Source organism: Vibrio pomeroyi, from assembly GCA_041879425.1.
In the GTDB taxonomy this organism is placed as follows: Bacteria; Pseudomonadota; Gammaproteobacteria; order Enterobacterales; family Vibrionaceae; genus Vibrio; species Vibrio pomeroyi_A.
The window spans coordinates 1,627,842-1,646,290 of the sequence record CP090855.1; the positions used below are offsets into that span (position 1 = coordinate 1,627,842).

Annotated in this window: 18 protein-coding genes; 5 read left to right on the forward strand and 13 right to left on the reverse strand. The window is 45.1% G+C overall.

The genetic code is table 11. The features are described from left to right. Positions 1-7: 7 nt before the first annotated feature. Complete coding sequence (locus L0992_23130) at positions 8-793, forward strand: hypothetical protein (GenBank protein XGB69275.1); 786 nt, start codon at positions 8-10, stop codon at positions 791-793. An 82-nt stretch (positions 794-875) separates the two neighbouring features. On the opposite strand, the gene ppsA is transcribed toward L0992_23130, so the two are convergent. Further along, positions 876-3,248 (reverse strand): phosphoenolpyruvate synthase, encoded by a 2,373-nt coding sequence (gene ppsA, locus L0992_23135; GenBank protein XGB69276.1) that lies wholly within the window; start codon positions 3,246-3,248, stop codon positions 876-878. Between the two features lie 178 nt (positions 3,249-3,426). Here ppsA and L0992_23140 point away from each other — a divergent pair, with 178 nt between their 5' ends. Next, a complete protein-coding gene (locus L0992_23140) occupies positions 3,427-4,260 on the forward strand; it encodes a kinase/pyrophosphorylase (GenBank protein XGB69277.1) in 834 nt (277 codons plus the stop codon). A 178-nt stretch (positions 4,261-4,438) separates the two neighbouring features. On the opposite strand, the gene grxB is transcribed toward L0992_23140, so the two are convergent. The 3 genes from grxB to L0992_23155 all read right to left on the reverse strand — a co-directional run bounded on the left by grxB (position 4,439) and on the right by L0992_23155 (position 6,673). Continuing rightward, positions 4,439-5,071, reverse strand: coding sequence for a glutaredoxin 2 (grxB, locus tag L0992_23145; protein ID XGB69278.1), 633 nt, complete (start codon positions 5,069-5,071; stop codon positions 4,439-4,441). 296 nt (positions 5,072-5,367) lie between these two features. Continuing rightward, complete coding sequence (locus L0992_23150; protein XGB69279.1) at positions 5,368-5,529, reverse strand: hypothetical protein; 162 nt, start codon at positions 5,527-5,529, stop codon at positions 5,368-5,370. Positions 5,530-5,692: 163 nt separating this feature from the next. After that, a complete protein-coding gene (locus tag L0992_23155) occupies positions 5,693-6,673 on the reverse strand; it encodes a Gfo/Idh/MocA family oxidoreductase (GenBank protein XGB69280.1) in 981 nt (326 codons plus the stop codon). 209 nt (positions 6,674-6,882) lie between these two features. Here L0992_23155 and L0992_23160 point away from each other — a divergent pair, with 209 nt between their 5' ends. Together L0992_23160 and L0992_23165 are read left to right on the forward strand one after the other, a co-directional pair. Beyond that, on the forward strand, positions 6,883-7,365 hold the full coding sequence (locus tag L0992_23160) for a GNAT family N-acetyltransferase (protein XGB69281.1): 483 nt from the start codon (positions 6,883-6,885) through the stop codon (positions 7,363-7,365). Between the two features lie 2 nt (positions 7,366-7,367). Beyond that, positions 7,368-8,183 (forward strand): L,D-transpeptidase family protein, encoded by an 816-nt coding sequence (locus L0992_23165; GenBank protein XGB69282.1) that lies wholly within the window; start codon positions 7,368-7,370, stop codon positions 8,181-8,183. 60 nt (positions 8,184-8,243) lie between these two features. Here the strand turns inward: L0992_23165 and L0992_23170 are convergent, their stop codons facing one another. The 8 genes from L0992_23170 to L0992_23205 all read right to left on the reverse strand — a co-directional run bounded on the left by L0992_23170 (position 8,244) and on the right by L0992_23205 (position 16,760). Further along, positions 8,244-8,981, reverse strand: coding sequence for a sulfite exporter TauE/SafE family protein (locus L0992_23170; GenBank protein ID XGB69283.1), 738 nt, complete (start codon positions 8,979-8,981; stop codon positions 8,244-8,246). 159 nt (positions 8,982-9,140) lie between these two features. Then, positions 9,141-9,860, reverse strand: a complete 720-nt coding sequence (locus L0992_23175; GenBank protein ID XGB69284.1) for a glycerophosphoryl diester phosphodiesterase — start codon at positions 9,858-9,860, stop codon at positions 9,141-9,143. 56 nt (positions 9,861-9,916) lie between these two features. Further along, positions 9,917-11,221, reverse strand: coding sequence for a sn-glycerol-3-phosphate import ATP-binding protein UgpC (locus tag L0992_23180; protein XGB69285.1), 1,305 nt, complete (start codon positions 11,219-11,221; stop codon positions 9,917-9,919). After that, positions 11,211-12,053 (reverse strand): sn-glycerol-3-phosphate ABC transporter permease UgpE, encoded by an 843-nt coding sequence (gene ugpE, locus L0992_23185; GenBank protein ID XGB69286.1) that lies wholly within the window; start codon positions 12,051-12,053, stop codon positions 11,211-11,213. Before ugpE ends, L0992_23180 begins: the two co-directional genes overlap by 11 nt. Before the next feature lie 38 nt (positions 12,054-12,091). Further along, positions 12,092-12,973, reverse strand: a complete 882-nt coding sequence (locus tag L0992_23190) for an ABC transporter permease subunit (GenBank protein XGB69287.1) — start codon at positions 12,971-12,973, stop codon at positions 12,092-12,094. Positions 12,974-13,215: 242 nt separating this feature from the next. Continuing rightward, positions 13,216-14,508 carry an extracellular solute-binding protein gene (locus L0992_23195; GenBank protein XGB69288.1) on the reverse strand — a complete coding sequence of 431 codons (1,293 nt, stop codon included), beginning with the start codon at positions 14,506-14,508 and terminating at the stop codon, positions 13,216-13,218. A 441-nt stretch (positions 14,509-14,949) separates the two neighbouring features. After that, positions 14,950-15,552 carry a 2OG-Fe(II) oxygenase gene (locus tag L0992_23200; protein XGB69289.1) on the reverse strand — a complete coding sequence of 201 codons (603 nt, stop codon included), beginning with the start codon at positions 15,550-15,552 and terminating at the stop codon, positions 14,950-14,952. A 170-nt stretch (positions 15,553-15,722) separates the two neighbouring features. Beyond that, complete coding sequence (locus tag L0992_23205; GenBank protein XGB69290.1) at positions 15,723-16,760, reverse strand: major royal jelly family protein; 1,038 nt, start codon at positions 16,758-16,760, stop codon at positions 15,723-15,725. A 338-nt stretch (positions 16,761-17,098) separates the two neighbouring features. Between L0992_23205 and L0992_23210 the strand changes: the two genes are divergently transcribed. Continuing rightward, positions 17,099-17,887 (forward strand): MBL fold metallo-hydrolase, encoded by a 789-nt coding sequence (locus tag L0992_23210; protein ID XGB69291.1) that lies wholly within the window; start codon positions 17,099-17,101, stop codon positions 17,885-17,887. Positions 17,888-18,016: 129 nt separating this feature from the next. Here the strand turns inward: L0992_23210 and L0992_23215 are convergent, their stop codons facing one another. Next, positions 18,017-18,445 (reverse strand): RimK/LysX family protein, encoded by a 429-nt coding sequence (locus tag L0992_23215; GenBank protein XGB69292.1) that lies wholly within the window; start codon positions 18,443-18,445, stop codon positions 18,017-18,019. Positions 18,446-18,449: the final 4 nt, after the last annotated feature.

Below are 18,449 nucleotides of genomic sequence, written 5' to 3' on the forward strand. Positions count from 1 at the left end.
AGATATAATGAAAAAGTTTGCCCTTATTATTCCATTGAGCTTAGGTTTATCGATTTCTGCATATGCCGAATCAGAGCGAGTTATCGATCCTGCTGACGTGACTAAGGTGTATACACAGACTGCGCTGATGGTGAGCGGTAGTTCTGATATTCAATTTCAGGGACAGGTTTCTGGTGGAATGGACAACGGTCAGCAATTTGCGTTACTCGCAGAAGCGACCTTTGTTGATGACAATGACGAATCACAACGCGATCCGAACGACTTTGGATCGGAATACAGCAATTCGCGAATCCAATATTTCCACGCCTTTGAGACTGGTACTAAGGCCACGCCTAAAGTGGGTCTGTCTTTAGACTACGTCAATACACGCACAAGCATTAAAAACGACCTGTTGTCGGTCGGCGGTGTCGTGGCGATCAATCCGGCTTATACCGGTGGCTTCTTGGTTTTTCCAAGAGCAGGCTTGATGACAGGTAGCATGGAAATCCCCGCGATGAGCTCATCTAAAGATGACTTAACGGGTTATTCACTTGGTCTTATCACGGCAAAGCACTTAGGTGATTCAGGCGCTTATGTTTCTTTGGTTCCTGAGTGGCAAGACCTATCGGGCAGTGATATCAACATGCAAAACTTCTCGTTGAAAACATCACTGAATGTACCAATGAACAGTGCTCGCACTTGGTGGTTGAATACTCGTTATGACATCACCAAAGGCGATATTGATGTGAATGGTGTGTCTATGCCAAGTGAGTGGCAGACGGAAGCTTGGGTTGGCGTCAGATACTACTTCTAAAGTGCTCGATGTTTCGTATTGAAATACAGCAAATAAAGCCAGTCGCAATGACTGGCTTTGTTCGTATCTCGATTAGAGAAGGTTACTTACTAGCAACGTTGCCTAGCTTCAACCATGTATCGATAACCGTATCTGGGTTCAACGAAACAGAACTGATGCCTTGTTCCATTAACCACTCCGCTAGGTCATCATGGTCAGATGGGCCTTGACCACAAATGCCCACGTATTTACCTGCTTTGGTTGCCGCGTCGATAGCCATTTTCAGCATCGCTTTTACAGCAGGGTTACGCTCATCGAATAGGTGTGCAACGTCACCTGAATCTCGGTCTAGGCCAAGCGTCAGCTGTGTCATGTCATTCGAACCAATAGAGAAGCCATCGAAGTACTTCAAGAACTCTTCAGCCAAAATTGCATTCGATGGTAGTTCACACATCATGATCACTTTCAGACCTTGGTCGCCACGGCGAAGGTCGAACTTAGCCAGAATGTCGATAACCGATGCTGCTTCGCTTGGAGTACGAACGAATGGAATCATGATTTCAACGTTCTTAAGACCCATTTCGTTGCGAACGCGTTTGATCGCTTGAGTCTCTAGCTCGAAGCAGTCTTCGAATACCGGTGAGATGTAACGAGATGCGCCACGGAAGCCCAGCATTGGGTTCTCTTCATGCGGTTCAAACGTTTTACCGCCGACTAGGTTGCTGTACTCGTTCGACTTAAAGTCAGACATACGTACGATTACACGCTTAGGCCAGAACGCAGATGCGATAGTCGCGATGCCTTCTGTTAGTTTGCTTACGTAGAAGTCGATTGGATCTTTGTAGCCGCGAATACGTTCACTGATTTCCGCTTTTAGCTCGTCAGTTTGTGCATCGAAGTTCAATAGGGCTTTCGGGTGAATGCCGATCATCTTGTTGATGATAAACTCTAAACGAGCGAGGCCAACACCTTCGTTTGGAATCTGTGCAAAGTCGAAGGCACGATCTGGGTTACCCACGTTCATCATTACTTTGGTTGGCAGCATTGGCAGCTCATCAACCTCAGAACGTTTGATTTCGAAGTCGAGCTCGCCTTGGTAAACGTATCCTGTTTCACCTTCAGAACATGACACTGTCACGGTGTCACCGTCGTTTAGGTTACTTGTCGCTGTACCACAGCCAACGATTGCTGGAATGCCTAGCTCACGAGCGATGATTGCTGCGTGACAAGTACGGCCGCCACGGTTAGTGACAATCGCAGAGGCTTTCTTCATCACAGGTTCCCAGTCTGGGTCTGTCATGTCTGTTACCAGTACATCGCCTTCTTGAACCAGTGACATTTGGTCTAGTGAGTCAACCAAACGAACTGGGCCAGAGCCGATACGTTGACCGATAGCTCGGCCTTCAACTAGTACATCTGCCTTGTTGTTCAGCTCGTAACGCTCGATAACGTTTTGGTCGCTTTGAGAACATACCGTCTCTGGGCGAGCTTGAACGATGTAAAGCTTGCCATCGATGCCATCTTTCGCCCACTCAATGTCCATCGGACGTTGGTAGTGCTTCTCGATGATCATCGCTTGTTTTGCCAGCTCTTTGATTTCTTCGTCGTTCAGTGAGAATTGATTACGCTCTTGCTCATCCGTATCAATGATGTCGACTTGCTTACCGATCTCTTGGTTGGTTGAGTAGATCATCTTGATCAACTTAGAACCAAAGGTTTTCTTCACGATAGGCTGGTGGCCTGCTTCTAGCATTGGCTTGTGCACGTAGAACTCATCTGGGTTCACAGCACCTTGAACCACCATTTCACCTAGGCCCCAAGAAGAGGTGATGAATACGACTTGGTCGAAGCCTGACTCTGTATCAAGGGTGAACATTACACCGGAAGACGCTTTGTCTGAACGAACCATGCGCTGGATACCCGCAGACAATGAAATGCCGCGGTGGTCAAAGCCTTGGTGTACACGGTAAGAGATAGCGCGGTCATTAAACAGAGAAGCGTAAACGTGCTTGGTTGCTTCTAGTACAGCGTCGATGCCTTTCACGTTAAGGAAGGTCTCTTGCTGGCCTGCGAAAGAAGCGTCTGGAAGGTCTTCTGCAGTTGCAGATGAACGCACAGCTACAGACAATTCTTCGTTGTCTTCGATTAGCTCGCGGTAGTTATCACGGATGTCTTGCTCTAGTGATTCTGGGAAGGGTGCGTCTAGAACCCATTGTCGAATCGTTGCACCTGTCTTACGCAGTGCGTCAACGTCTTCAACATCAAGTTCATCAAGTAGTTGGTGAATGCGCTCATCAAGACCTTTGTAGTCAAGAAAGTCGTTAAACGCATACGAAGTGGTAGCAAAACCATTAGGTACAGAAACACCAGCATTGGATAGGTTAGAAACCATCTCGCCCAGTGAGGCGTTCTTACCGCCGACTTTGTCGACATCTTCCATGGATAGGCCATTGAACCATAGGGTATTATTTTGCATTTATTTCTCCAGAAACATAGCAAGCATTGTAGGGATTTAAAGGCAAACGATTACGTATCAGTTTAAAAAAATGTAAATTATTTTCTAAAGCTGTGGGGGACGTAATAGTCAGCAGGGTTTTATTATCTATATTATGGTTACCATCCTACTCAAAATAATTTTAAACATTAAATAAAAAATGCAAATTGATATTCAAAGTCGTGATGTATTCTATGTTTCTGATGGAACGGCCATAACATGTGAGACTTTAGGGCATGTTGTTCTAGGTCAATTCCCTTTCAAAGCCAATGAAAAAACCTTTCCGTTTGTGGAAAGTGAGGACAAACTTTCTGATTTATTAAAAGAGATCGAAATTTCGTATCGTGATAATGGAGTCGAACCATTGGTGTTCTTCTCAATCGTGATTCCAGATATCAAGGCTAAGCTGCTTGAAGCGCCTGCGCACTGCTATGACGTCCTGGAAAGTATCGTTCAGAAGGTTCAGGATGATATTCAGATGGCACCTGTGCCTAAACTGCAACGCTCACGCAGTGTGAACAAAGATTCGGTTAAGTATTTCGACCGTATTGCAGCAATTGAATATACGCTCGCGCATGATGACGGCATTACTTTAAAAGGCCTGGAAGAGGCGGACATCATCTTACTGGGTGTTTCTCGAAGCGGTAAGACACCGACAAGCTTATACATGGCAATGCAATTTGGTTTGCGCGTTGCGAACTATCCATTCATCCATGATGATTTAGCGCGCTTGAAGCTGCTGCCTGAGTTTGAGATTTACCGACACAAGCTGTTCGGCTTAACCATTGATGCAGAGAGGCTGACTGAGATCCGTGAGAACCGTTTAGCAGGCAGTGAATACGCGAGTGATTCGCAATGTTTGTATGAACTACAAACGGTAGAAGCGATGTTCCGCCGAGAAGCGATACCTTACATCAACACGTCTTCATTATCGGTTGAAGAGATTTCGACACGAATCTTGGAGCGAACTGGTTTGAGAAGGCGCCTGCTGTAGTAACAAGAGTTTGGTGTAACAAGAACTTGGTGTAACAAGAACTTGGTGTAACAAAAGGCTTGATCAGATAGAAATAATGGGCAGCTAAAAGAAAATCGAAGCTAACAGGGTAGATACCTGAGAGCTTCGATTTTTTGTTTGTGCTCGTTGCAATCGCTCTAGCGAAGCAGAAACAGTTTTAGCGAAGTAAAGACAACTTCAACGTTTCGCTTTGCTTCTCTAACCAACGTTCTAGCGCTGGTGGCCATGTGATGCTTGGCTCTACGCAGAAACCGCGCAACATAGAGAAGTACACCGCTTGATCGATAAGAGGCAATGACGACTCACCATTTTCTAGGTTCAGAAGTAGCTCTGCATCTTTCAGAAGCGGGTTAATCTGTTCAACAAACTGCGGCGTTTGCTCAATCAGCTTATCGAAGTTGAGTTCTTCAGTCTCTTTGGCTGCGCGCCACGCTTCTTTGCTTGCTGGTGATTGGTATTCAGCAAGATCCAGTTTCCACCAACGTGGCAAACCGATGCGCTGGCTTAGAGGGAATGCACGAGTTTGGAACACAGTTACTTGCTCTGATGGTACGCGTTGCTCGTCACTTGATTTTAAGTCCATGAAGTACGCGATGATATCTAAGCTCTCAGCCATGATAGAACCGTCGTCTTTTTGTAATACAGGCACCATCTTTTTACCGATCAAATCGATAAGCGTTTGGGCGTCATCATAATCGACAGAGACAAGCTCGATGTCCAAGCCTAGAGATTGAGCAATGTAGGCTACTCTTGCACAGAAAGGGCAGTGGTCGTAAATATAAAGCTTCATAGCTTCCCTCAGTTCAGGTCATTATAAATATAAGATGATGCTAATTTACCAGAAGATCTTGTGAATACTAAGCATCAACAGTCAATAGGTACTTGGTGTGAATACTTTTTAATTGATTCTATTGTCTGTTGGATTCGGTTTTACTGCAACGAGTAAACTAATGGGAAGGCTGTTAAGGAATTGCAGGCATAAAAAAGGCCCTGGCTGTTCACTCTAATGCAGAAGAGTGAAATCAGCCAAGGCCTCAATTTTGTTACCTTTAGCAGAGTGACTACTAAAAGAGCGGAGCGGTTAAACTATGCTTTTTTAAGGTCTTTTGCAGGGTAAGTAAGCGTCATTATTGCGCCTTCTACTGTTGTAACGTGAACGTAGCCGCCACCAGCACTTAGGCCAATTACAACCATTTCACCTAGCTCAACACCTTTTGTTGCTACAACGCGATCATCAACTGAAAACACTTTACACACCTTCAATAAATTAAATTAATACGATAGATATCGAACGCGGATTTAAACAGATGGTACCCCAATCGACTAATCCGGTTATTTGTCGTAAAGATTAAATTTAGTTATGTGTAAATCGGTATTTGTTAAAAATCAGCTGGTTAACCTAATGGTGATGTTATTTATCGGCTGGATAAACGACACCAACTTGCTGACGCATCTCTGTAATCAACTTGGCAACGGTTAAAGCGCGAAGTTTAGCTTGAGCTTGAGTTTCTTTATCGCCCCCAATGCAGCCTGTAAAAGCTTGTGCTTCGTAACTCATTGAGTTTTCGCTCTGTGCTTGAGTGAGGTTCTCAATGCTGCCATCACGGTAGCGGATCTTAACGTCGGTGCACTCTGCAATGTGATCGATGATGATCGCTCCCTGTTCACCTTGGATCTCGCTTGGCGCGTAAGAGTCGCTGACTTTAGAGTGAGCAAGAGTCACGTCAAACTCAGGGTATTGGAAGATCGCACAGCCATGCGCATCCACACCGGATTCAAGCAACTTTGCAGAAGCTTGAGCATTTTCAGGCTTACCGAACAGAGCAACCGTTGCAGCTACACAGTAGAAACCAATATCGACTAATGAACCGTTAGAGAAAACCGGATTGAAAGTGTTTGGGTTCTCGCCGTTAAGGTATTTCTGGTAACGCGATGAATACTGGCAGTAGTTGATGTGCGCTTTATGTACCTTGCCGATCTTTTCTAGGCCGAGTTGGACTTGCTTAAAGTTTGGTAGGAATTGAGATTTATACGCCTCGAACAACACCACTCCGTTTTTCTCAGCGACTTTGAACATGCGTGTTGCTTCATCGATGTTTGATGCAACCGGCTTTTCACAGATAACGTGTTTACCGTGCTCCATCATGAAGATGGACTGTTCGCAGTGCAGTGAGTTTGGTGAAGCGATGTACACAGCTTCGACCGTGCTGTCATTGGCTAAGGCATCGAGTGAATCGTAGGTGGTCCCAACGCCAAATCCTTGTGCGAACTGCACAGCGCTCTCTAGGTTTCGTGAATAAACCGCAGCCAGCTGCATCGATTGTGATTCATGTGCAGCTTGAACGAATTTTTGTGTAATCCAATTGGTTCCAATTACAGCGAACTTAATCATAGAGGTGTCCAGTCGTTAGTGTATTGATTCTGCAGAGATAGTAGCACTCAAAAGCTGGCAATGTGCCTGAGATTTACGGAACAATTTCCCCAAACTTAGTGCCTAATATTGATAATGAGCCTTCACAGTGCGTCTGAGTCGACCAGTGTAACGGTGCACAACTAAGCCATTTTTGCTAAGGTGTTATTGAATTCAAACAAGGTGATGATATGCAAATCCGGACAGCCAAGGTAACTGACATTAACGCGATCTTAGCGCTCTCTGATCAGATAAACCGTCAACATCATCTTGGTGCTCCAATGGTATTTGCGCCGCCTTCTCAAAGCTTTGCTGACAGTGAGGAGTATTGGCTAGGCTTGATGATTGACCCGACTGGCGCGTTCTTTGTGGCAGTTGATGAGAAGCAAGTGGTTGGCTTTTTAGCGGGTAAAGTAACGCAGAATAAAGGCGTCAGTTTTATCCAGTCACACAAGGTGGCAAGGGTAAATACCATTGTTGTCAGCGATCAGGTTCAGAGCCAAGGAGCTGGGCGCGCATTAATGAAGTCGTTCAATCAATGGGCGCAAGCGAGAGGTGCGATAGAACTTCGGTTAGAGGTGATGGAGTTTAACCAACAAGCTCAAAGTTTCTATGAGTCGCTAGGAATGGAAACTCAGTCTCGAACCATGTCCATGAGTTTTGAGGAGATCTAAAGGTGCGTCGTTTTTTGCCTTTAACACTATGTATGCTTTTATCGAGTTCGCTGATTTATTCAGTGACGGTATCTGCTACCGATACCCCGCAATATGTTCCGTCACAGGAAGCCCAAAAGGTTGTGGTTGAGAAAATAGTGTCTGACGCCACCGCGATTGAAACCATTGTGTTTGAGTCTGCACCTTCCCACTCTCAGCGTGTATCAACCTCTTCTTCCTCTTCAGCAGGTTCAAAATCCCAGCATGTGATTATTGTCGATGATGTGCTTAACAATGATTCAGACAAACAGGTTGCTCAGCTTTCTCAAGGCTCATCTAAACGCCCACCTCAAAGCTCATCTCGACAGTTTTACAACGTGCCGGACGATGTCCCTGAGATAGATCCATTGCTGCAAGTGGTTACCTTGGTCAAAGTGGATAAGTCGAAACGTAGAATGTATCTGATGAAAGGGGATGAGGTGATTCAGGAGTTTCGAATTGCACTCGGCAAGCAACCGAAAGGGCATAAACGCTTTGAAGGGGACAACCGAACGCCTGAAGGGGAATACCAGCTCGACTATGTGATGGAAGAGTCGGATTTCTATCGCTCAGTGCATATCAACTACCCGCAACCTTCGGATAGGCAGTGGGCAGAAAACAATGATGTCGACCCTGGTGGGAACATCAAAATCCATGGAATCAAGAATGGTGAGCGTCGTTCACCGAGCTTTATTCAAAGCTTTGATTGGACCGATGGCTGTATTGCACTAACCAATCAAGACATGGATGAGTTTATTCAACTCGTAAAAATGGGCACCCCTATCCATATCGAATGGTAGATATTGGCACCCATTTCCAGAACTCTTTTTATAGAGTGATTTCAAATCTTCTCAAGCTCGTTACAGTAAAACTCGCCCTGCACTGAAAATAGCAATCACGATAAGCAGTGCAATGGTCACCGGCTTGAATTTCTCTCCACCAAATCTTTCAAACAGTTTAGATCCCACATAGCCGCCAAACATACTGCTCGGCAAGAGTACAAGAGTCAGCCAAACCACATCTCGATCGACTAACCCTGCGATGGATGCTGAAACAAACGCACTCGAATCCGCCAACACGAAGAAGGCAATCAGTCCAGCTCTGGCAATGTGAGGAGCAACTGGGCTTGCCAAGGCATGTGTGCCAACTGGAGGCCCAGACATCGACGCTGCACCATTCATGATGCCAGCAAGGCTACCTAGAATATAAGGAGCAAATCTTGGTTCGCTTTTATACTGAAAACCTTTGTAGATCATGAGTGCAGACGCAAAGATGAAGGCACTGATGATCAATATGATCGTGTCTTGGCTAACCGATTTAAGCAGAAGTAAGCCAACAGGAGTGAAGGCAAAACAAGGGATGAAGACCTTTGAAACCCAGCGCCAGTTAACGTGTTTTCGGACCTTAGGCAGCAATTGAACATTGCCAAGTAGGTCGATCAACATGAAAACAGGAACCAGTTCGATAACAGGCACGAACAACGCACTTAATGGCAATGCCACTAAGGTGAAACCGAAACCTGAGAAGCCACGAACAATAGCGGCGAAAATGAAGATTGCACCCAAAATTGGGAAAGTTGGACTAAAAATGATATCCATAAATTAAGTAACCAATGAAGCTGTCTGAATAGAGCGAGCTAATGAAACCAAGTGAGTAGCGGAATGTACTCCTACTCACTTGTGTTTGCTACCTAATTTTGAGGTTTCTAGAGGTTAATTTTAAAGTCTCTCAGGGTGACTTTTATTGTATTTGCGGAGTCAATTTATCGAGATGAATTTATTTGGAAAATCAGTGAATACCGCGTTCACATTTGAGAGGAATTCGAAGCGAGATGGATCGTTTACGGTGTAGCACCATGTTTGAATATTTGCTTCACTGAGCGTATCAAGATCGCTTTGAATCACGTGTTCGTAATTCATGTGGCAGCTGAACGCTTTTACTTCATCAAGCAGCAGTAAATCATCTTGAGTCAGTTGCTCGGTGATCACACCGACGCGGTATCTTGGGAGGTGACGTGCCATTTCAGCAACCACTTGATGGCTGAAGCTTGAAAGCAGCACTCGGTCGGTATCGAGGTTTGAACGAATCAGTTCTGAATGCAGCAGATCCACCACATGAGCCGCTTGGTGTCGGCTATCGACTTTGATCTCCAAGTTAACGCTGAGATCGTACTGCTCAACAAGTGCGAGTAGCTCTTCCAACGTCAGTATTTTCTCTCCAGCGAATTGCTCAGACTTCCAACTGCCAAAATCTAGCTGACGCAATTCGGCAAGGGTATGTTCATCAACACGCCCTTTGCCATCGCTGCAGCGCTCAAGAGTGTGGTCATGACAAACCACAAGTTGATCATCCTGAGTTGGTTGAATATCTACTTCAATCCATTTCAAACCGAGTTTAGCGGCTTGTTCAATGCTTGCTTTGGTATTTTCTGGGTGAGTACCTGCTACACCCCGATGACCTACGATGATAGACGACATAATTAATCCTTCTTAAAGACGCACCGTAAAAACGCATTAAATATCAGTGTACTCCATTAAGCTAGAGCCGTCGTTAAGCTTGTTGTTTCTTCGTGTAACTCTTGTGAGGTGAAGTTATTTGGCTGAATTCGCTTCCCGAGGTCATCAAAAATATGTAGGTTAGATTTGTCGATGCTTAATCCGAGTGGCACGGCTTGGCATAGGGTTGTTTCTGGCGTGACAGCAATAAAAGGCTGCTCGTTCACAAGGCCGTGAACCAGTTGATTTGGCCCCAATGGCTCAACCACGCTGATACGCAGTTCAAGAGGTAAGGTGTTCATCATTAAGTCGGAACAAACCTCAGAGTGTTCAGGACGAATGCCAAGGGTTATTTCCGTGTTCTTAACGTGTGCGTATTCTGGCAAGTACATCTGTTGATCGCCGATTTCAAGATAGCCGTCGTCGAGTGTGGCTGGTAAGAAGTTCATCGCGGGGCTGCCAATGAAGCTCGCAACAAAGGTGCTAGCAGGCTGGTGGTAGACTTCTCTTGGTGTGCCGACTTGTTCAATCTGACCTTTGTTGAGAACCACAATTCTATCTGCCAGAGTCATGGCTTCTACTTGATCATGAGTTACGTAAACACTGGTCACGCCGAGTTCTCGTTGTAGCTTTTTGATTTCTAATCTCATGTGAGCACGCAATGAGGCATCTAGGTTAGACAGAGGCTCATCAAACAGGAACAGTTGCGGATCGCGTACGATCGCTCGGCCCATCGCCACACGTTGGCGCTGTCCACCAGAGAGCTTGGCAGGCTTGCGATCTAGGTATTCTTCGATCTTGAGTGTCTTGGCGACCTTCTCAATCTTCTCTTCAATCACATGTTGGCTGACACCTCGGTTCTTTAAGCCGTAAGCCAAGTTTTTATACACCGTCATGTGAGGGTAGAGCGCGTAATTCTGAAAGACCATTGCGATGTCGCGCTGTGCTGGTTTTTCGTTATCAACACGGCGACTACCTAAGTGAATCTCACCGCCAGAAATGCTTTCCAAGCCTGCGATAGAACGCAGAATTGAAGACTTGCCGCAGCCTGAAGGACCAACCAATACAAGGAATTCACCCTTGTCGATATCAAGAGAGACATCTTTTACAGCTTGATGGCCGTTTTCATACGTCTTACCCAAGTTCTTGATACCCAACATGGCGGGTGGCTTGGCTTTGAGTTTATGCCCTCTACTAGCATTCTTGTGAGCTAACGAGTGATTGCGAATAGGCATAGAAGTGTCCTCTGTCTTTTGGGGATAAGTCTGGTGAGACGTCTTATACTCATCGAGTGACTGGATTCGGTTATCGTTCATTGGAGTTGTTTCGTTATTATTTTTCACTTTCTACGAGCCCTTTTACAAACCAACGCTGAAATACAACCACCACTAAAACAGGTGGCAACATCGCTAAAATCACCATGGCGAAAACATAGTCGTAGCGCGGTAAACTGGTTTCATTAATGTTATTGAGTACTTGTTTGATGCCCATCACGATGGTGTTATAGCCTTCATCTGTCGTCATCATGATTGGCCAAAGGTATTGGTTCCAACCCACCACAAACATGATGATGAAGATTGCGGCGATCATGGTTTTAGACAACGGCAGCAAGATATCGACAAAGAATCGAAACGGACCCGCGTTATCTAGCTGAGCTGCTTCGAGCAGTTCATCGGGAATGGTTTTGAAGAACTGCCTAAAGAAGAATGTTGCGGTGGCAGAGGCGATCAAAGGCAGAATCAAACCCGTATAGCTATTGAGAAGTCCAAGCCCTGCAACCACTTCATAAGATGGGATAATACGAACCTCTAGTGGCAGCAATAGAGTGACGAAGATCAGCCAGAACCACGCCGTGGCGTAAGGCAGTCTGAAATAGACCAAAGCAAACGCAGCCATCATCGAAATGATGATCTTACCGATTGCAAAACCTAACCCCATGATCATCGAGTTGGCAATCATTTTGCTGGCGGTGACTTCACCACTAAACCCCATGCTCTTGTTCCAAGCTTCGCTATAGATAGACGTAAAGTTATCGCCTGGTAACCACTGCAAACCCTCGCTGACAATGGTGTTCGGGTTATGGGTCGAACTAGCGAAGATCAGCCAGATTGGGACCAACATAAACAGCATCCCAGCAATTAAAATTAGGTGGTCAGAGACCTTATTACTTTTCATGAATAACTCCTGTCGCGTCAAAACCCAGCCGTGATGGGCTAGTAATGAACACGCTTTTCAACAACATGAAACTGGATAAACGTGAGCGTCAGTACCAACAGCAACAAAACAACCGATTGTGCAGAGCTACCACCCAAATCCGCGCCAACAAAACCATCGCGATACACTTTGTACACTAGCGAGGTTGTGCCTCCACCCGGGCCGCCATTGGTCATGGTATCTATCACGCCAAAGGTTTCAAAGAACGAGTAGGTGAGGTTGATGACCAACAGGAAAAATCCAGTTGGTGCGAGTAGCGGGAAGGTAATCGTCCAGAAGCGTTTTGAATCGCTGATACAGTCCAACATCGCCGCTTCTTTTACCGCGTACGAGATTGATTGAAGACCAGCCAGAAAGTAGATGAAATTCACTGAGACTTGCTTCCACACCGACACCAATATCAGAGCGAACGTGGCATCCACAGGATCGGTCTGGAAGCTGAAATCCCAACCCACCACTGCAAATATCTCCGTGAACACGCCAATGTGTGGGTTAAACAGGAAAGCACCGATAACGCCTGCAATCGCGGGAGCCACGGCATATACCCAAGTGAGCGTGACTTTGTAAGCGCCTTGGCCATGAATGATATTGTCGGCTTTTACGGCGAGCAGCAGCGCCAACGCTAGCGACAAGAAAGACACCACAATCGCGAACATCAGGGTGAAGCCTATTGAGCTTAGGTACTCACTCGATTCGAATAGCATTTGATAGTTTTCAAACCACACGAAGAGCGAAGAGGTGCCCCAAGGGTCTTCCAACATAAAGGAAAGATACACCGCCTTTGCCGCCGGATAGATAAAGAAAACCGCGATGATGAGTATCTGAGGCGCCAAAAATAAGTAAGGCAGTGGAGAGTGAAAATATTGCTGACGTCGTTCCACAGGGTAATCCCTAAATGAGTGGCTTGAACCACTGTTAGTTACCGTGACCACTCGCGCTATAACAAGGCATGCTTCCAGTTGAGTTGTAGTTTTTGGAGCAAGAGATGGCGTGAGTGAAGAATCTCCTCACGACTCGTCATCACTTTATTTATTCAAGGTGACGGACAAGTAGTGAGGAGGAATGAATTGCTTTGTGTCATTAACAGAGCCAGTCCATAAACAGAGCTAGCCCATAAAGCGATTTAGTTCATGGTGCGAGCGAAGCGTTTTAGTAGCTTGCTGCTTTCATCTTCTACTTTGTCTAGGCTGTTCTCGACGCTAGAACGGTCAGCGAAGATGTTGTCGAACTCACGATGCATCACTTCACGAATCTGAGGGTAGTAACCTAAGCGATAACCCTTAGTCCATTCGCCCGATTTTAGGCTCAGCTGTTTAACGCCCACTTCTGCGTCTGGTTGTTCTTTGTAGTAGCCAGACTCTTTCGCTAGGTCATAAGCCGCTGTCGTTACCGGAACGTAGCCCGTGGTTTTGTGCCAGTAAACTTGAGTTTCAGGTTTGGTCAGGTAATCAAAGAACGCCGCGACACCTTTGTCTTGCTGTTTATCGTGGCCATTCAGTGCAAATAATGCTGCACCACCAATGAAGGTTAAGCCTGCATCTGGGTTAACTGATTTCCAGTAAGGAAGGTAAGTTGTACCCAACTCGAAAGGTACGCGGTTACGTAAGCCGCCGAATGAACCAGAAGAACCCATCCACATTGCCACTTCTTGGCGTTCGAAAGGTGTTTGGTTTGCATCCCAATCGCTGCCGTAATACTTGTAGTAACCTAAATCTGACCACTCTTTCATCTTGCTGACGTGCATCATCATGTCTTTGGTGTTGAACATCAGTTTGGTCGATAGGCCGTCGTAGCCGTTGTTTTGGTCAGCGACCGGTAGGTTATGACGAGATTTAAAGTTCTCGAACATGATCCACGGTGTTAGAGATTGAGAAAACGCGATATGGCCTTCTGCTTTTAGCTTCTTAGCAACCACTTCGAGTTCTTCGTAAGTTTTAGGCGCTTCTACACCTACTTCCGCAAGAAGGTCTTTGTTGTAGTAAAGAACCGGTGTCGAACTGTTGAAAGGCATGCCTACCATCTTGCCTTGGTTGTCGGCATAGAAGTTACGAACACCCGCTAGGTAATCATTTGAATCAAAGCTGTAACCCGACTCAACCAGAATATCCTGTACTGGTTTGGCGACACCTTTGGCGTTCATGATGGTTGCTGCGCCCGCATCGAAGACTTGTAGAATGTTTGGTGCTTCGCCTGCTCGGTAGGCCGCGATACCCGCCGTTAAGGTCTCTGTATATGATCCTTTGTATATTGGCGTGATCTCGTAATCATCTTGTGACGCATTAAAGTCGGTCGCAATTTTGTTGACGGTTTCTCCAAGTTGGCCGCCCATTGCGTGCCACCAAGTGACTTGAGTCGTTGCGACCGCTGGCATTGCTGCTGTTGCAGAAAGAACGCCTGCCAAAATTAGCTTATTCATCTTCTTTTCCTTTTGGATGAAATCTATGTAGGGGTATTGAGTCAGAGTGTTAACGAGACGGTAGGGGTGTCGTTCTAAGCTATCTTGAACAGGGCGTATTTCACTTACGTGGCTAAACCGTTTCACTGATATTAAAGATTCATTTCGATTTTATTTAAGGGGAATGCTATTGATAATTTAGATGTTAGTGAGGTTGTTCAGCAATTCAGTGGCTTAGATTTTAATAAGCGTAAGTTGATACGACGCTTATCGTTTTCAAGCGTACCGTTTTTAAGCACTTGGTTTGTAGGAACGGTTATCGTGGTTGGGATGTATTTGTCGGTGACACTGGTGCGTCATGGTGCGTAGAGATGCGTATTATGCCAAAAACAACAAAGCCTCTCGATGGAGAGGCCTTGAGTGATGGACTTTGGACAAAAGTCTCTAATATTAAATCTCGCTTTAGTGGGCGATATCGAGTTGGTTGTCTTTCACGCCGTTAATACGGAACCAGCCTGCAATGCTAAATCGCTCTGTGTTGGTTGGCAGCACTTCGTGTGGGAACTGTTCAGACAAGAACACAAACAAACGACCTGATTTTGGCGGAATGGTTGCAATGTGATTGTCTTTTAGATCGTAAACCACAAGCTCACCTGCGTCTTCTTCTGTCCACTCATCATTCATGTAGAACACGGTAGTCAGACGGCGGTTCTCATTGCCTTTGAAACAGTCTAAGTGCTTTTGGTAGAAGTCGCCTTTCTCGTATTTAGCAAAGTGCGCTTCGTACTCGAATAGACCCAAAAAGAACGCTTTGTTTGCTTCTAAACGAATTTGCTCCATCTTGTCTAGGAACAGAGAAGCTGGCTCGCCCATGTCGCGGCGTACCCACTGAATTTTGTCACTACGAATGGTCGACTCTCGCGTTACTTCATCGTTACGGCCAATCCTAGCCTTTTTCCAGTTATCTGGAATGCAATCCCTCAATGCCACTACTTCTTCATGCGTTAAGAAGTCATCCCAAACAAAGTAACCTTGGGTAGAAAGAGCATCGATTAGTTGGTTCATGTATAGCACTCAGACAATAAATTAGAGGCGCATATATAGTCCTAATAACTCAGGTCAACAAATCACGTATTTTGTCGTCACGATAAATTTTTGTCATTTACTGGTGGGGATGGGATGGATAACGATCGAGAAAGGAAAGTGAGCCTATTTAGAGGCTCACTTCTGTTTAATTATCGCCCGGTAGTTCCATTCGCCAAAGCTTTGATTTTTACGACTTCGAATGGTCTGATACCAGTATCCTTGCCGTTGTTTAAGGCTGCAGTTCGATCAAGTTGATTCACCGTTACGTAAATATAACCGTCAGGACCAAATGACATGCCATCAGGCCAAGTTTGGTTGTCTGATAGTGTGGCAATAATTCGGTATCCATCGGGAGTGGAAACCCCAATCGCATTCCTTTCAATATCGGTAATATAAACGTTCTGAGCACTGTCTACCGTAATGCCATCGGAGTAAGGTTTATCGGCGTATTTTTCAATATTGTCTGCGACTTCCTGCCCATTATTATCAAACTCACTCGCTTTTACTCGGTAAACTGTACGGCCATTGACTGCTCCGAAATAAACCCATTCGTAGGATGGATCTATGGTTATTGGGTTTAACGCAAATCCGGTTTTACTGTCGGCTTTCATTGACGGATGATTTTCTGCTACTCGTACAGCTTCACCCGTATTGAGGTCAACGGTTATAAAGGCAGGGATTGCTTCACTTTTTAGATCATTCTGGGTCATATCAGCGATGATTATGCGTTGCCTTTTTTGGTCTAATGCAAAGTCTTGTAGGAAGCTTGTTGGTTTTAGAACAGACGCTGGTATTTTTATCGATTTTACCAATACTTCTTTACGAGTATCCCAACCTGTTAATGAGTGAGTCGCGAGATCTAGAATCCATGCGACTCCGTTGTCATCTGTCCGGATTGCAATGACGGCTTTAAATTTAGAGTTTTCACCTTGTGCATACTTCGTTGTCGGGTATGGCGTTTGATTTCCGGCTACGCTTAACTCAATGACTTTGGTTGCTGGATGGTCAAGTGGATGAACGCTCAATAATAATCGTCCGTCAGGTGTAACTGAAGGGTTACCTGGACGTTCACTCATGGTCGAAACAATCGTTGCTTGTTTTATTGTTGGTATGAGTTCTATCTCTGCTTGCGCATAAGTGGATAAAAGAGTGCTCGCAAGAATGGTATTGACTATTGTTTTTTTCATTGTGTTCTCCTTGATAATTTACGCAAATGTTACCAATGAGTTAACAATCATCAACAGCCTTATATTTGTTACACTTTCAAATTTAATTTGATAATAGGTTCGAATCTCTTCTTTAAAGTGCATAGTGCTCTAGATAGTTTAGTAAATTTAATTCCTTGTAATCAGTATTATGTGAATATTCATATGTTAGCTTGATTGATTTTCTTCTGGTTATTTATATCAGCAGGTCTGTGTCCAAAAATCACATTTTATATATCTTTACTACATTCTGGTTAGACCACTTGTTATTTAACTGTTAATTTATTCCAGTGGATAGGAATGACGAATAGGAAGACGATTTGCAGCTGCATACCATTAAAGGTTACATCCAAGACATGTATTTGGTGGAGTACCCAGACAAATTACTGTTGCTTGATGGCGCATGTCGAGCCGACATCCCGCATTTGAAGACTTTCATTGAAACCGAGCTTATGCGTGATTTTTCTGATCTACACACGGTTGTGGTGACACACATGCATCCTGATCACGCAGGGGCAGCGCATAAGCTCAGAAAGCTAACGAATTGTAACTTGGTGGCGGCAAATCGAGACAAAGATTGGTATCACGGAATTGGTGGTGTCTTGATGCATCTGACTGATCTGGCGTTGGCTCGATGGATGGCGAATCGCTTAGGGAAGCCTAAAGCAAACCTATGGTATTCGAGGAAGTTAAAGCCGGACTACAAGCTGTCGGATGGTGAGAGCATTCCGGGTTTTGATGATTGGTTGGTTCTCGAAACGCCGGGTCATACCGACAGAGATCTTTCGGTTTATTGTCCATCTCACAGCGTTGCCTATGTGGCAGACCTAATGGTGGAAGTGAAAAAGAAACTGATTCCGCCTTTCCCTATCTTTCATCCTAACAAGTACCGAGCGTCAGTATCTCGAATCTATGACATGCAGCTGGATACCTTGCTGGTGGCGCATGGAGGACAAGTCGATTTTAGTGAGACAGCCTTTGAACACTTATTGATGAGTGCCCCAAGAAGGCCTGTGACGCATTGGCGGGTAACTAAAATCAAAGCTAAGAAACTGCTGTTATCGATTTGGCGTTTTGGTTTTCAGTCTCATGGTAAATCCAAGAAATAGCTAAGCCCAAAGTAAAAGCAGAAAATAGTCATTAAAGAATAGAATGCAATAAGGCCAGTCATGAGACTGGCCTTATATCGTTGTTACTAGTTTTAGTTATAACCTGTGGAGCGGTTACGATGACTCGGATTAGTGAGTCAGCAGGAATTCACCCGCTGGGTCAACAATCACTTTGTCACTCATGCCTTGACGACCAAGCAACATCATATAAGTCATATCTTGACGGTTACTTAGCGTGATATCGATAGGCCATTCCTGGCCGCCGATTTTTAGCATGGTTTCAATCACACAACGGTGTTCAACTTCGCCGTTAGATGATTTGATTTTTTTACTTGTTTTCAGCTTCGCTTTGCAGCGCACTGTCTCTTCTAAGTGGTACACATCTGGGTGAAGATCGAATTCCACGAAGTTCTCACCGTCTGTTTTTACACATAGTAGATTGTCTACGTGTAGAGAAGAGGTTTTAGCCCCTGTATCAACACGTGTATGTAGTCCAGTTATCCCTAACTCTGGTAAGCAAAGTGCTTCAGTATTCCCTATGATCATTTTATTGTTCATGTTA